A 13,617-nucleotide genomic window follows, 5' to 3' on the forward strand; every position below is an offset into this window, starting at 1 on the left:
TGTTGTTTTTCTCCGCGCGATGGAGATTGACTGAGCGGCCCGAGGCGCAGAATTCGGCTCGACTTCTGGGTGAGGTGTCGCGCGGCGCGTTGCGCCGTCCATCTCCACCGGCACGAGCTTGATGCCGTGTGGGTATGAAGCCGCCGATAGAATCGGAGCCTCATGACTGCACCGTTCAGCACAGCCACCGGCTCCGACGTCGTTGTTCGCTTCTGTCCATCGCCGACGGGCACGCCCCACGTTGGGCTTGTACGCACCGCGTTGTTCAACTGGGCGTACGCGCGTCACACCGGCGGCCGGTTTGTGTTCCGTATCGAGGACACCGACGCTGCGCGGGACTCCGAGGAAAGCTACGCCCAAGTCATTGAAGCGTTGCGCTGGCTCCGCCTTGACTGGGACGAGGGCGTCGACGTCGGCGGCCCGCACGGTCCTTACCGGCAGTCCGAGCGCTCCTCGATCTACGAAGACATCGTCGCGAAGCTGACTGAGGCCGGCCACCTCTACGAGTCATTCGTCACACCCGAGGAGATGGAAGCGCGGAACCGTGCGAACGGCCGAGATCCGAAGCAGGGCTACGACAACTTCGAGCGTGAGCTCTCCGCCGACGACCGCGCTCGTTTTCGCGCCGAGGGGCGGCAGCCAGCCCTTCGGCTCCGAGTGCCAGATCGCGACCTGAGTTTCGACGATCTCGTCCGCGGGCCGATCACGTTCCCGGCCGGATCATTCTCCGACTTCGTCGTCGTGCGTCCGAACGGCAAGCCGCTGTACACCTTCACGAACCCCGTCGACGACGCACTGATGGGGATCACGCACGTCATGCGCGGTGAGGATCTGCTTTCGTCAACGCCACGGCAGATCGCGCTCTACGAGGCATTGGCGGAGATCGGCGTGACGTCGTTTGTTCCGCGGTTCGGTCACCTTCCGTACGTCATGGGCGAGGGCAACAAGAAGCTCTCGAAGCGCGATCCGGAGTCGAACCTGTTCCACCACCGTGACAACGGCTTCATTCCCGAAGGGCTCGTGAACTATCTCGCGCTACTCGGCTGGTCCCTGTCCGCTGACCGCGACGTATTCACACTCGACGAGATGGTCGCCGCGTTCGACGTGGCCGACGTGAATCCGAATCCCGCCCGGTTCGATCACAAGAAAGCCCAGTCGATCAACGGGGACCATATTCGGATGCTGAGCCCCGGCGACTTCGTCGATCGGCTCGTTCCCTACCTGATCGGAATCGTCTCGGATCCGATGACCGATCCCGAGCGTGCGATCCTGGTCGCCGCGGCCCCGCTGGTCCAGGAGCGCATGCAGCTGCTCAGCGAGGCTCCAGGCATGCTCGGGTTCCTGTTCGCTGCCGACGACTCGTACGCGTTCGAGGCGGACGCGCTCGGCACCCTCGGTGAGGATGCGGCGTCCGTGCTTCGCGCCTCCCAGCAGGCGCTGGCGGACGTTGATGAGTGGACGGCATCCAACGTCGAAGCGGCCCTCCGCGTTGCGCTCATCGACGGGCTCGGGCTGAAGCCGCGACTCGCGTTCGGCCCCCTGCGGGTAGCGGTCTCGGGCCGACGCGTTTCACCGCCGCTGTTCGAGTCGATGGAAATCCTCGGCAAAGAATCCACGCTGCGGCGCGTGGATCGGCTGACGGAGACGCTATGACGATGATGGACGCATACCATCCTTCTCCGGCTGGCGATGCGGTGAGCGTCGACGTCGCCGTGGTCGGCGCGGGGCCCGCTGGGCTCAGCGCTGCACTGAATCTTGTGCGGGCAACGCGGACCGTGATACTCATCGACGCGAACCGGCCGCGGAACGCCGCGACGCTTCGGTCGCACGGCTTCGTGACCCGCGACGGAATCTCGCCGCTCGAGCTCCGCAAGCTCGGTTGGGCCGAGGTGGACGGATACCCCGAAGCGACTGCCGTGCGCGCGAGCGTTACGTCCATCGTCCCGACGACCGGGGGATGGGCGATCGCCGCAAGCGGCAGGGACGGGGAGCTCGCGGCGACCGCGCGATCGGTGATCCTGGCTTCCGGGCTCCGAGAGACATTCCCGGCGATCCCGAGCCTGCGCGCCTACTACGGGACGAGCGTCCACTCGTGCGTCGAATGCGACGGCTATGAGAAGGCCGGTCTTCCGATCGCGCTCATCGGAGAGACGGACGACCTCTACGACCGCGCCGTGCACCTTCACGCGTGGAGCACCGACTTGATCGTCTTCACGAACGGGGTGGCGCGCCTCACCCAAGGGGAGCGAGCGAGGTTGGCGGAGCTCGGCGTCGAAATGTGCGATGAGCCGATCGCGGATCTCGAGGGCGACCGGTCCGGACTCACCGGAGTGCGCCTCCAGAGCGGGCGCGTCATCGGGCGCTCCGCCGGGTTTGTTCGTCCGCGTTGGAGAGCGGAGCTCGCATTCCTCGACGCGGACACGCAGGCGCAACTCCGGCGCGCGCCTGGGGAGGGGTTCCTCGAAGTGGATCGAGCCGGCCGGACCGGCATTGCGGGGCTGTACGCCGTCGGAGACATCACGGAGCCCGGTCCGGAGCAACTCATTGTCGCGGCCGGTCACGGTGCCATCACCGCGGCCGCCGTGCACCGCGACCTCATCGGCTCGCCGAATGGGATGGGCACGAGCACTGGGGCGGGCACGAGAGCTGGCGTGGTCACGAGCGCCGAAGGGATGCTGTACAGTAAATGACCGTGCTCGGACACCACGAGCACCGGCCGAATAGGCCATTGGGGTATGGTGTAATTGGCAACACGGCTGATTCTGGTTCAGTTGTTCTTGGTTCGAGTCCAGGTACCCCAGCAGTGACGGAAGCAGGGCTGCGCTCCTTCCGCTGATTTCTGCGGAATATCCGCTCCACATCCGCGGCTCTATGCGGATCGCGGCAGTTCGGTCGGGTTTCCTGCCTTCGCAACCTTGGTCACTCGATGTCACCGGTTGTCACGCGTCGCGCGTGGTGAGAGTTTGTGGAAATCTTTGGGCCGCGAGCTCGTGCCGGACTCGCGGTGCTGCAGGGCACGTACCGCGAGTGTCGGATCGACTGGATCGTCACTGTGCGCGCTCATCTCGGGAACCATCCCACCTCCGCCATCGTTGCCAATGCTGCACGGCGATAGAAGGTTCATCCAGCGGCACCCCGGGGAGGTCGTTGTCAAAGTCGACGCACGCCGTAGAAAAACGCGCCGACCCGGGCCGGGGCGGCCGAGCCCTACCTGCCGATACGTCTCACGCGCGTGAAGGACGTCAGTTCGGCGAAGTCACGTTCGTCAAACCACGCCGGTTCTCGGAACTGCAATTTGCGATCGCCTCGAGCTCCCTCGCACGTCCCGAGGGATCGGTCAGCGGGTCGCTCTCACGAGTCCAATGGTGTGTGCGTAGCGGGGCCTGGAGGAAAAGTCGGTCCACGACCAGATCGCAGGACGGCCTTCTTCGGCGCAGAGGTGCAGAAGCGCGTCACCCATGACGACCGCAACGTGCGCACCCCAGGCCTCATTCGAATTGTTGAACAGCACCAGATCCAGGTCACGGGCATCGACGCTGTCCGGATGCGCAAGGCGCTGGTCTTCCCACAACTCGGTGGAGCGGTGCGCGGGAACGCGCAGCCCGAACAGAGCCAACACGGCGTAGGCATATCGCTGACAGTTTGCTCCAGCCTCCAGCCCACTCAGGCCTGCCGCCTGTGGGTGCGCTTCAGGCCGGTATGGTGCAGCGGTCGCCCAGGCGGGCCAGCCGCCGACCGGCCGACGCCATCTATCAAGATCGTGCACGTCCACACCACGATTCCAACACGGCGAGAAACGCGTCCGGAACAACACCCCGGTATGCCTGCTCCCATACACGCTGCTGGAAGAGACCGATCGCTTCAGCATCTCCGATCCCAGCTCGACGGATATGCGAGTCGGGCGGGAACGCGGCGGATGTCAACCCGGTTCGCCTGGGCGAACGGGCAACGGCGGACTCCACAGCGGCTTCACGAGGATGAGCGTTGGGCCTGCCCAATCGAGGCCGTTGCGCTCCTCGACGGGGATGAAGCCAACGCGCGAGTAAAACCGGCGCGTGCTCTCGTATGCCTGGTCGTCAAAGGACGGGCCGACAGTGTGCACCGACAACAGTAGGCAGTGATCGGCCTGCAGGTCCTCGCTGATGCGGTCGATGAGCGCCGCGCCTGCTCCAGTGCCCCGAACATCGGGATGCACGGCGATGAGATGCAGTTCGGCTGACTGCGAGAAGTGTCGACAAACCAACGCCACAGCGACGACGGTCTCGCCCGCAAGGACGAGGTAGCCGTCCACGGTCGGGTCGTCAGCTGCCGCGACGTAATTCTCGACGGCTTCCGGATCCCCAAACCACTCCGGGAGCGACTGCAGGATTCGCCGCGTCGCCGCTGCATCACGGCCACGCCGAACCACCCTGCCATTGCGCCGTGCCACGGTAAGCGCCTGCTGCGCCGACGCGAGCAGCGTCGGATCCCCACCATCACGGAGCGTTACGACCCGTTCGAAATCGATGACAGCCTCCAACGCACGGCCAGCCACGAGAAGCGCCTTCCCACGATGCTGACGCATCACGGCTTCGCGAGGGGTCCCGAGGGTCTCATCAACAAGCGCGTCGTACTCCGCCACCGCAAACGCGTGTTCGCCCAGGTCCCGGCGACAGTCGGCGCGTAGCGCACGGACTCGAAGCGTCGGCTCGGCGGCGTTCAGCAGGTCCAGAGCTTGAATAGGGTTCCCGGTCCAGAGCGCCTCGATCGCCGGGGCGAGTGGATCCGCGGCGAGGTCTCGCCGGAAAGCGCCAAGATCGGTGATCTCGGGCCGCAGATCAGCTCCCCGGATCCGCCAGCCCGCGCCCCCAACGACATCGACTGTCACCCCGTAAGCGTACGACTCTCGGCGACGGCAGGACGCGTCACGGCAACGCGTCCAGTGCGCGAGAACGCTCACGGCACTGCCAGACCGTCAGGTCCTCCACCGCCCGGCTGACCGATTGTCAGCGAGAGCGGTGCTCGACCGAGTAACGGCGGTCCATGACCGCCGTTACATGTTCCCACACGCTTTGGGCTGCTGCGTGCTGGTGGAGCAGCGCGAATGCCCGTCGATCAGCGAAGCGCTCTTCGCGATCTCAGACGAGCCGCTCCCCGGTGAGGTAGTCGCGGGCGAGGACGCTCATGAGGAGTTCATCGTGGAAGCGGCCGTCGTGGAAGACGGCTTCGCGGCGGCGGCCCTCCAGGACGAACCCGGCTTTCTCGTAGGCGCGGATTGCGCGGGTATTGAACGCCCAGGCGCGCAGTTCGATGCGGTTCAGCCCGAGTTCGCGGAATCCGTAGGACAGCGCGAGTTGTGTGGCTTTCGGACCGATGCCATGTCCGACATGGTCGGGGCCGATGAGGATCGCGAATGATGCGCACCGCTCGGGGAGTGACGCTCCGTAGAGGGTGAGGTGGCCGAGCAGTTCCCCGGTGTCATTGCTGACGATGCTGAAGCCGGTGTCTCGGAGCGGCGTGTTCGCGCTCCAGTTCCGGAACATCTCCTCGACGGGACCGTCAGGTCTCGGCTTGATGATCCGCTGTTGGAGCGCCGCCCAGTCGGGGCGGTTCCACCATGCGACCAACCTGGGGATGTCCGACTCGGACAGGGCGCGTAGCGTGATCGTCCCATCGGTAAGCAGGCGGCTGCCGTACTCGGATGCTTCATCGCTGGAGGACCACTGCACTTCGCTCACAGGTTCACCTTAGGCAACCGAACTGGCGCGGCCGTGCTGGTCGGTCAGGTCTGCGAGTTGTGCGCCCACTTGGAGGCCTGTCGGCTTCATTCTCGATCCGGTCGATGAGGTCGAAATCCTCCGCGCGCGCCGGACGAATGAGGACAATGGGAGTGATTGTACGGTGTGCCAATGGCAACCTTCCGCTCCCAGGTGGACAGCATTTAAGTGCTGCTTCGACCGGCACTGCATCCGCTGCGCTTCTCGACGAGTTGCATGGACCTGTGATCGATGTCACCACCCAGCGCGGGCGAGCAACCACGCAGTTCATTGTCTACGGCACCATCGAACAGCTCCGCGACCGCGTGAGAGCGATCGTCGACCAGGACCGTCGATTCCGCTGGCGCGCGGGCGACAACAGCAGAATCATCCTGACGACAAGGCCCAACTGGGCCACCTGGGGTGAGACCATCACGCTCAGCTTCGGAGCTGCTGGCTCGACAAGGACCTCGGTCAATGTTCGAGCGAAACCGCGGCTCGCCACAACCGTTCTCGACTGGGGCCAAGGAGCTCGGACCATCCGCTTCCTCTACGAGCAGCTGACAGCAACGACCGGTTGAACTCACGCAATCCGGGACACGAGGACTGCGAAGCCCGGCCGCATCGGATGCTCTCGGCGCTGACTCCGGCCGCACGAGCGGTGGTTTCGTTCCGCCGTCGTCGCGGGGCGATCGCCTACGGGGCGTTGAGGAGGACGGTTCGCTCTTCGGATGCGGTGAGGCCTGATCTGCGTGGCCGGTCCGTTCCTCGTGAGCGTTCGTCCGCGAGCACCCCGGTCAGTGTGGCTTCGAGTGACCGAGAGCGTCCGCCCGTCTCCTGGAACGTTCTTGCGGAGCGCTGCGCGAATGCAGCGTCCGAGAGGGGCAGCCACAGCGGCAGCGACCGAGGTCCAGCCCAGTAGCGAACACCGTGGGCGAGGAGCGTGTCATCGTCGACTTCCACGAGTTCACCGTCGTACCCGGTGACATCCACTACGTGTCGGAAGAACTGGCTCATCGCCACCACGTCGCCGACGGCATTGACGACACCGGTGGCGCCGGTACGCCCGGCCCTGCCGGTCCACGCTGCGAGATCGGCAACATCGATGACCTGAACGAAACGGCCCAACGTCGAGGGCACCAGCGTCGGCCCGGGATTGCTCAGTCGGGCGGGCCAGTACCCGAATCGGTCACTTGGGTCGCCGGGCCCGACGATGAGGCCGGGTCGCACGATCAAGAGGCGAGACCCGAGACGGGCGGCACTGCTGCGCTCAGCGGCGACCTTGGCATCCGCGTACTCGGTCAGGTTCACCGGTTCCACCAGCGCGGCGGACTCGTCCGCCCCCGGCTCGTCGTTGTTGGCGTAGACCGAAACCGTCGACACGAGCGTCCAGTGAGCGGCACTGTCCGCGAGGATGTCGAGCGCCGGCTCGACGAGGTCGGGCTCGGAGGAGAGCTCGATGATCTCGTCCCACTCGCCGCGCACCAGCTCGTAGGCGCCGACTGTTCGCCGATCAGCCCGAACGAGACGTGCGCCCTCGGGCGCGTCACCGGTCTCGCCCCGCGCAAGGCAAGTGACCTCGGCCCCCGACGCGAGGAGGCTCTCGACGACGGCGCGCCCTACCCATCCAGTTCCACCCAACACCAGAACTCGCATCCGACCAGTCAAGCGGGCGGGCGGCCCGCTGATCCGCCTGTCCGCTCCCGGCGAAGCCGACGCATCCGGGGATCGGAGCCGCTACCGGTCTCCGTGCACGAGTGCTCCGTCATCGGCGGTCCCTCCTGCCAGACTCGCCTGATGGACCTCGTCGACCTCGGCCAGCGGATCTGCATCCTGGGACCGTCTAACAGCGGCAAGTCGACCCTCGCGGCAGCCATCGGTCGCGCCCGCTCGCTTCCAGTGACCCACCTCGACCAGTACCGTCACCTGCCCGGAACACACTGGGTCAAGCGCCCGGACATCGATTTCGAGCGCCTGCACAACGAGCCGATGGCCACCGATCAGTGGGTCATCGAGGGCAACTACTCGCAGTGGCTGCCAGGCAGATTGCGGCGAGCAACCGGCCTGGTGCTGCTGGATGCCTCGAGCACCGCGACCATCGTCCGGTACTTCCGCCGGACCCTCTTCGAGCCCGACCGAGCTGGGAGCTTGGAAGGCACTCGCGACCGCGTCCGCATCGAAATGCTCCGCTTCATTCTCGGACCCACACGGAAGAACCGGCACAGGTATCGGGATGCCTTCAACAAGTTCGAACGGCCAAAGGTGCTCCTGCCGGATCGTGCTGCCTCGGAGAACTTCTACCGCCGCAAGGGCTTTACCCGTCGGAGCTGATGAACCGGGCCCGCCGGAGCTGATGACCGGCCCGCCGGAAGCGAATCGGTCAGCGTGCCTCGCCGCGATCGCGTTTCTGACCAACCGGGCGTCGCTATTAAGCAGCCCTCGGGTGCGCTCCTGCGGCTTGGCGTTCAGGTCTCGGTAGCCGTCTCCCGAATATCGAGGGATGACGTGGAGGTGAAGATGGAACACCGTCTGGAACGCAGCTGCGCAGTCACACACCAGCAAGTTGATGCCCTCGCATTCGAGTTCCGAGCGGCGTACAGCTCTCGCGATGTCCTGCCCGACAGACCAGACGCGAGTGCTACTGGTTCTATCGACCTGGTCGAGGCCGTTCGCGTGCTCCCGCGGCACGACGAGAAGATGGCCGCGGGTGACGGGGTTCCGGTCCATGAACGCCATCACGATCTCGTCCTCGTAGACGACACTCGCTTCAGCAGTGCCCGCGACGATGGCGCAGAAGATGCACCCCTGCGCCGATGTCGCATCCTCTGACACGCTCACAATGATCCCAGTTCGCCAGTTCTGGCTGCGACACGCCCGGCACTGCACCGATCGTTAGCCGATCGTTGACGGGTCGGGTCGAGTTCTAGCCTGGGCCGGTGGGGGTATTGCGAGTTGTCTGCTTCGACTTGGACGGGACGCTGTTCGATCACCGGGGGTCAGCGCAAGCCGCTGCTTCCCACTTCTTCGAGGACCTCGGCGTGGCCGTGACGGCGTCCGCGCTCGAGTCGTGGTTCGCCGCGGAGGACGAGCATTTCGAGCGGTGGCGGTCCGGGCAGATCAGCTTCCAGGAGCAACGACGCGAGCGTCTTCGCACCGTGTTGCCACCGCTCGGCTACCGCCTCCCGTCGGACCTTGAAGGGTTGGACGCGTTGTTTGATCGCTACCTGAGCTTGTATCGTGCGGCGTGGCGGGCGTTCCCCGGAAGCATGTCGCTGCTGCACGAGCTGCGTGGACGCGGCTATCGCCTGGGCTTGCTCACCAACGGCGCCGAAGCCCAGCAGCTCGACAAGCTCGCTCGGATCGGTCTCGATGACGTCTTCGACGTGGTCTGTGTCTCCGAACGGATCGGCGTGCACAAGCCAGACGAACGGGCGTTCTTGACCCTCGCACACGAGCTGGGAGTCGACGCTTCCGAGTGCCTCTTCGTGGGCGACGACCAGGCGCACGACGTCGCCGGCGCGCAATCCGCCGGCATGCGCGGCCTGCTGATCGATAACTATGCGGAAGGAGCAGCGGATATCGAAACTGCCGTGCTCGCGTTCGTCAGCGAAAGCCGTGACGCCCGCTAACAAGCCGATCAGCGGACTGGGGCTGTTCGCAGTGGAGAGCGTGCAGCGACAACGACGGCAGCGATGAACACGAGAGTGACTGCCAGGAGCGCGTAGCCGGCACCGGCAACGGTCATAAGGGCACCGCCGCCGACCGCGCCGACCGCTGCGAGCGTGCGGTTCGCGCTGCGCATCGTCCCATTCATTCGGCCGAGGAGGGCGTCAGGTGTGAGGGTTTGGCGCAGGCTCATCTCGTTTGCGTTCTCGCATCCCGCGGCCGCTCCGTGCACCGCGAAAGCAACGAACAGGACGACCACCGTTGCTGTCGGCTCAGTAGCACCGATGCTAACCATCGCAAACGTGATAGCTGCCCACGCGACCGGGTATGCGGCTCGAGCGAGGATGATCGCGCGACCGGCTCCGAGGCGTGCGCCCAGGCGGGGAGCAGCAGTCGCGCCCACGAGCATCGCGGCTCCGCTGACGGCGATTATCGCTCCGTATACGGCTGCCGGGAGTGCAAGCGAGCGCAGCGCAAGGGTTGCGAAGACCGTCAGGGCTGCGGCGTTGGCGAGAAACCAAAGGTGTGTGGACAGCGCCAGCGGCGCGAGCGTCATGTGGCCGTACGTCCACCGCAGACCGTCAGCGATGTCGCGTCGGAGCCGTGTACCCGCCGTGCGCTCTGGCGCCTGCTCGTCGACGCGGATTCGGCTGATGAGGGCAGCATCGATGAGGTAGCTCATCGCGTCGAGCGCGATGGCAATCGGCGCGGTCATGATGCCCACCAGCACGCCGCCCAGAGCCGGACCCACGGTCTGTGCTGCTGCGTCGCTCTGGTCCAAGCGGGCGTTCGCCGCCAAGAGCAGGTGACGCGGCACGATCCGAGGCAGGAGGGACTGCGTGGCGGCAAAGCCCAGAACGGACAGGACGCCGAACACGAACAGCGCCATCGCCGTCACCCAAAGGTTCAGCAGCCCGGTCAGCCACAGAACGGGGATCGCACCGAGGCACACACCGCGTCCGATACTCGCCCAGATCAGCAGCGGCTTCCGGCGGACTCGGTCGACGTACGCTCCGACGAGCAGACCGAACAGTGCGTACGGAAGAAACTGTGCAGCGTTTACCAGACCCACTTCAAACGCAGTGGCGTGCAGCACCGTGACCACGAGAACCGGTACCGCAATCGCGCTCACCGCGGATCCGAACGAAGAGACCGTCGCGGCGGACCAGTACGAGCGGAACCCTGGGACCCGACGCGGCGCGGTCACGTCGTCGTCCATGCGTCGACCCTGACAGACCGCACCGCCACGAGCAAGCGAGCGCAAAACGAGCGCGCCGCCCCGGTAGCGGAGCTGCTGCGCGAGCTGCGAGGCATGTTCACGGGTCCTTGCCATGTTCACCGGTCCATGCCGTGGTCACCCGTAACGCGGGACCACATTGCTCGCGCTGTACCACGTACCGCTTGACTTGCTCAGCGCCCGGCGGTGGACTCGGCATCTGGCGTTTTTCGAACCGCTCCCCGCTGGTGAGGAGCCCAGATGCGAACCGGCTCCGGTGCCTGAATGGAGCGCCCCGCCGACCGATGAGCTCCCTGTGGGCGTTGGCGCGGGTGGGGTGCTGTGGCGTAACCCACTCATCGCGCTGTCGATCCGATGCATCGACGTCTTTTCAAACGGTGTGGATTTCCGGCTTGGGATCGACGCTCGAAAGGACGACCATGTCGAGGACGACGAGTGGTATGACCTCCTCGACAGGTTCACCGGGTCGTTCCGGCACAGCCGTCGAACAGCGAATCGCAGTCTCCGGGTCGGCGTCACGCTCCCGGACGGAGACAAGCTCACCGCGGACTTCCCCCGTCGACTCTCCCCCGAGGAGGAGGGAGGCCGGACCCTGGTACTGCATGGCGGAGGCGGTGGCGGGTCTGACGTCCGGCAGTCCAGAACCTACGGTGCATGGCTTTGGCCGCTTCCCCCGCGCGGCGACCTCACACTCCACTTCATATGCGAGGAGCTGGGCATCCCGGAGGGCAGCGCGACCTTCGACGGTGGTGAACTCGCCGACGCTGCGACGGCCAGCACGCCCATCTGGGACTGACGTACTTCGTCTCCTCGTTCCTGCATGGCGCCTTCGGCAGCGCACCCGCAGAGCGATCCGCGGTTGGGTGTAGCTCGCGCATGGAGGTCGCGGCGGCGGCGCCGCTGGCTGTGCAGTCGTCAGCGCGCGACGCGGTCCGTCTGCTGTGCGATTTCGGCGAAGTCTTGGAGAAGGTCATCCACTCGGTCCGGGCCCATCAGCGAGATCCCGCCGAACCGCGTCCGGAACGCCAGACGAAGCTCGCGTCCTCCGGTCAGCGTGAGTACCGCCACGGCGATGACGGCCCGCCCCTGCGGCATGGAGGCCGCGGCGGTCGAAACCACCTGCGCCCAGGGGATGGCGAGCACTGGAACGGACACCTCCGGCTGCCACATCTCCATGCCCTGCTCGTCGACCGCCCAGAGAACGGAACGAGGAGTCGCGGCCGACGGATTCAGGGCTCGGATGCTCCGCAGGAGAGCGTGATTGCTGACCGCACCGGGAATCGCGAGAGATCGCGGCCTGTGCGCGCGCACGAGCGCGAGGGCCGCTCGGTCCCGACGAGCGATGCTGATGACGAGCGGTGTGCCGATGCAACCCGTCACGCTCGCGACGACGCCGTAGGCGATGCCGATTCCCGCCCAGCCCGGAATGTTGTTCGGCCCTGGCCCGGAAACCGCCCCCCAGATCCCCGCAATAAGCGCGACCACTCCAGTGAGAGCAAGTACCGCGAAGACCACGTCGGTGTGGACTTGTCTTCCCGGTACGGTCGCCCCGCCTCGCTGTTTCCCCATGCTCCGACCTCCGCCCCGAGTCTCGCACGAGGGGCAGGGACGACCGGCGTGTGAGCGTCTCATAGTCCGATCCGTGATCGAGTTGGGCTGGGCTTGGTGTCACACGGTGGCGGTGTTCAGTTTCCGGACGTCGATGAGTGGTGGCTCTTCACCGATCTGCGCCGACAAGGCTTAGGAACTGAGATGCGGCACGCGATTCTGCATCTCGAGTTCGAGGGTCTGGGTGCCGTGGCAGCGGCCTGTCGGTGCTCGTCGAATAGGTGGCCGGTTTCGCTCGTCGAATAGGGGACCACGGTTCGTTTGTTCTAGTGTGCCTGCTCGGCGCGGACGCTGGGGAGGGTTTCCTCGGCGAGGTGCTTGAGCCGATAGCTGGCGCCTTTGAGCGTGAGGACATCGGCGTGGTGGACGATGCGGTCGATCATCGCTGCGGCGACGGTCTGGTCGCCGAACACGTCGCCCCAGCGGCCGAACGGGAGGTTGCTGGTCAGGATCAGCGACGCGTGCTCGTATCGGGATGAGACGAGCTGGAAGAACAGGTTCGCGGCGTCCTGCTCGAAGGGCAGGTAGCCGACCTCGTCGATCACGATCAGCCTGTATCGGCGGAGCCTTGCCAGTTCCGTGGGGAGCCGTCCCCGGTCGTGGGCGTCCTGGAGTCGGGCGACCCAGTCGACCGCGGTCGCGAACAGGACCCGGTGCCCTTGGTGGCAGGCCGCGATGCCAAGCGCGGTCGCGAGGTGCGTTTTCCCCGTTCCGGGCGGACCGAGGAGCACCACGTTGCGCGCTTCGGTCAAGTAGCCGCCGGCTGCCAAGGGGAGCACTTGGTCGCGGCGGATCCCGGGCTGGTGGTCGAACACGAACTCCTCCAGCGTCTTCCTGGCCGGGAACCCTCCGGCGCGGATCCGCAGCTCCGCGCCGGATGCGTTCCGGGCGGCGACTTCCCGATCCAGCACCGCGGCGAGGTAGTCCTCATGCGACCAGCCCGCTTCCCTGGCCTGGTCCGCGAGCCTGGCATAGGACTGCCCGATCCGGGGTGCTTTCAGCGCGGCGGCGAGATACCCGATCTGCTTCCCGGGGTCCTCGCCGGTCACGACACGGCCCCATCGATGGTGATCCCGAACGCTCTGTCGTAGTCGGCCAGGTCCCGGGCGAGGGGTCCTGCTCCGGGCTGCGGTGCTGGAACGCGTTCCGGAGCCTCGCTGCGGAGCGGACGTGGTCGGCGTCGATCACGGTCGCGGCCGACGTCCACGACCGCCGGTGGTCCCCGACGCGGCGGCCGTCGCCGCTGATCCGAACATGCTCGAGGTCCGCGACGACGTCGACCATCCTGCCGATCATCACCGGGTCCACGGAATAGTCGCTGCCGGCGATCCGGACGAAGTAGTCCCGGCCGAGGCGGATCCGGACCCGGTG

General features: G+C 66.1%; 13 protein-coding genes, 1 tRNA gene and 2 pseudogenes. 7 read left to right on the forward strand and 9 right to left on the reverse strand.

Going from position 1 to position 13,617, the window contains the following annotated elements:
- The first annotated feature begins 162 nt into the window (after positions 1-162).
- The 3 genes from gltX to CAM01S_RS14100 all read left to right on the forward strand — a co-directional run bounded on the left by gltX (position 163) and on the right by CAM01S_RS14100 (position 2,801).
- Positions 163-1,653, forward strand: a complete 1,491-nt coding sequence (gltX, locus tag CAM01S_RS14090; protein WP_066523187.1) for a glutamate--tRNA ligase — start codon at positions 163-165, stop codon at positions 1,651-1,653.
- A gap of 2 nt (positions 1,654-1,655) precedes the next feature.
- The gene (locus CAM01S_RS14095) at positions 1,656-2,690 is read left to right on the forward strand and encodes an NAD(P)/FAD-dependent oxidoreductase (protein ID WP_245631659.1); all 1,035 of its coding nucleotides are present in this window, start codon (positions 1,656-1,658) and stop codon (positions 2,688-2,690) included.
- 39 nt (positions 2,691-2,729) lie between these two features.
- Positions 2,730-2,801, forward strand: a tRNA-Gln gene (locus CAM01S_RS14100).
- A 536-nt stretch (positions 2,802-3,337) separates the two neighbouring features.
- Here the strand turns inward: CAM01S_RS14100 and CAM01S_RS14765 are convergent.
- The 3 genes from CAM01S_RS14765 to CAM01S_RS14120 all read right to left on the reverse strand — a co-directional run bounded on the left by CAM01S_RS14765 (position 3,338) and on the right by CAM01S_RS14120 (position 5,717).
- Positions 3,338-3,619 carry a hydrolase gene (locus CAM01S_RS14765; protein WP_157071602.1) on the reverse strand — a complete coding sequence of 94 codons (282 nt, stop codon included), beginning with the start codon at positions 3,617-3,619 and terminating at the stop codon, positions 3,338-3,340.
- A gap of 300 nt (positions 3,620-3,919) precedes the next feature.
- Positions 3,920-4,867, reverse strand: coding sequence for a GNAT family N-acetyltransferase (locus CAM01S_RS14995; protein WP_217999754.1), 948 nt, complete (start codon positions 4,865-4,867; stop codon positions 3,920-3,922).
- 250 nt (positions 4,868-5,117) lie between these two features.
- A complete protein-coding gene (locus CAM01S_RS14120; RefSeq protein ID WP_066523191.1) occupies positions 5,118-5,717 on the reverse strand; it encodes a GNAT family N-acetyltransferase in 600 nt (199 codons plus the stop codon).
- A 263-nt stretch (positions 5,718-5,980) separates the two neighbouring features.
- Here CAM01S_RS14120 and CAM01S_RS14125 point away from each other — a divergent pair, with 263 nt between their 5' ends.
- Entirely contained in the window at positions 5,981-6,316 is a 336-nt protein-coding gene (locus CAM01S_RS14125; RefSeq protein ID WP_066523193.1) for a hypothetical protein, read from the forward strand.
- Positions 6,317-6,431: 115 nt separating this feature from the next.
- Here the strand turns inward: CAM01S_RS14125 and CAM01S_RS14130 are convergent, their stop codons facing one another.
- Complete coding sequence (locus CAM01S_RS14130; RefSeq protein WP_066523195.1) at positions 6,432-7,391, reverse strand: NAD-dependent epimerase/dehydratase family protein; 960 nt, start codon at positions 7,389-7,391, stop codon at positions 6,432-6,434.
- Between the two features lie 141 nt (positions 7,392-7,532).
- On the opposite strand from CAM01S_RS14130, the gene CAM01S_RS15165 reads away from it, so the two are divergent.
- Positions 7,533-8,066: a P-loop NTPase family protein gene (locus CAM01S_RS15165; RefSeq protein WP_066523210.1), complete on the forward strand. Its 534-nt coding sequence runs from the start codon at positions 7,533-7,535 to the stop codon at positions 8,064-8,066.
- A 216-nt stretch (positions 8,067-8,282) separates the two neighbouring features.
- Here CAM01S_RS15165 and CAM01S_RS15170 read toward each other — a convergent pair.
- Positions 8,283-8,621 (reverse strand): annotated as a pseudogene (locus tag CAM01S_RS15170) (HIT family protein); the annotation flags it as partial.
- A gap of 50 nt (positions 8,622-8,671) precedes the next feature.
- On the opposite strand from CAM01S_RS15170, the gene CAM01S_RS14145 reads away from it, so the two are divergent.
- Complete coding sequence (locus tag CAM01S_RS14145) at positions 8,672-9,364, forward strand: HAD family hydrolase (RefSeq protein WP_083528096.1); 693 nt, start codon at positions 8,672-8,674, stop codon at positions 9,362-9,364.
- An 8-nt stretch (positions 9,365-9,372) separates the two neighbouring features.
- Here CAM01S_RS14145 and CAM01S_RS14150 read toward each other — a convergent pair whose 3' ends face one another.
- Complete coding sequence (locus CAM01S_RS14150) at positions 9,373-10,734, reverse strand: MFS transporter (RefSeq protein WP_245631660.1); 1,362 nt, start codon at positions 10,732-10,734, stop codon at positions 9,373-9,375.
- Positions 10,735-10,777: 43 nt separating this feature from the next.
- Between CAM01S_RS14150 and CAM01S_RS14155 the strand changes: the two genes are divergently transcribed.
- Complete coding sequence (locus tag CAM01S_RS14155) at positions 10,778-11,434, forward strand: hypothetical protein (RefSeq protein WP_169795885.1); 657 nt, start codon at positions 10,778-10,780, stop codon at positions 11,432-11,434.
- Positions 11,435-11,553: 119 nt separating this feature from the next.
- Here the strand turns inward: CAM01S_RS14155 and CAM01S_RS14160 are convergent, their stop codons facing one another.
- The 3 genes and pseudogenes from CAM01S_RS14160 to CAM01S_RS15335 form a co-directional block, all read right to left on the reverse strand.
- Positions 11,554-12,207 (reverse strand): hypothetical protein, encoded by a 654-nt coding sequence (locus tag CAM01S_RS14160; protein WP_157071604.1) that lies wholly within the window; start codon positions 12,205-12,207, stop codon positions 11,554-11,556.
- 305 nt (positions 12,208-12,512) lie between these two features.
- Positions 12,513-13,295 carry an IS21-like element helper ATPase IstB gene (gene istB, locus CAM01S_RS14165; RefSeq protein ID WP_066523208.1) on the reverse strand — a complete coding sequence of 261 codons (783 nt, stop codon included), beginning with the start codon at positions 13,293-13,295 and terminating at the stop codon, positions 12,513-12,515.
- 190 nt (positions 13,296-13,485) lie between these two features.
- Positions 13,486-13,554 (reverse strand): annotated as a pseudogene (locus CAM01S_RS15335) (hypothetical protein); the annotation flags it as partial.
- Between the last annotated feature and the right edge of the window lie 63 nt (positions 13,555-13,617).

It is taken from the genome of Curtobacterium ammoniigenes NBRC 101786, assembly GCF_001571045.1.
GTDB lineage: Bacteria > Actinomycetota > Actinomycetes > Actinomycetales > Microbacteriaceae > Curtobacterium > Curtobacterium ammoniigenes.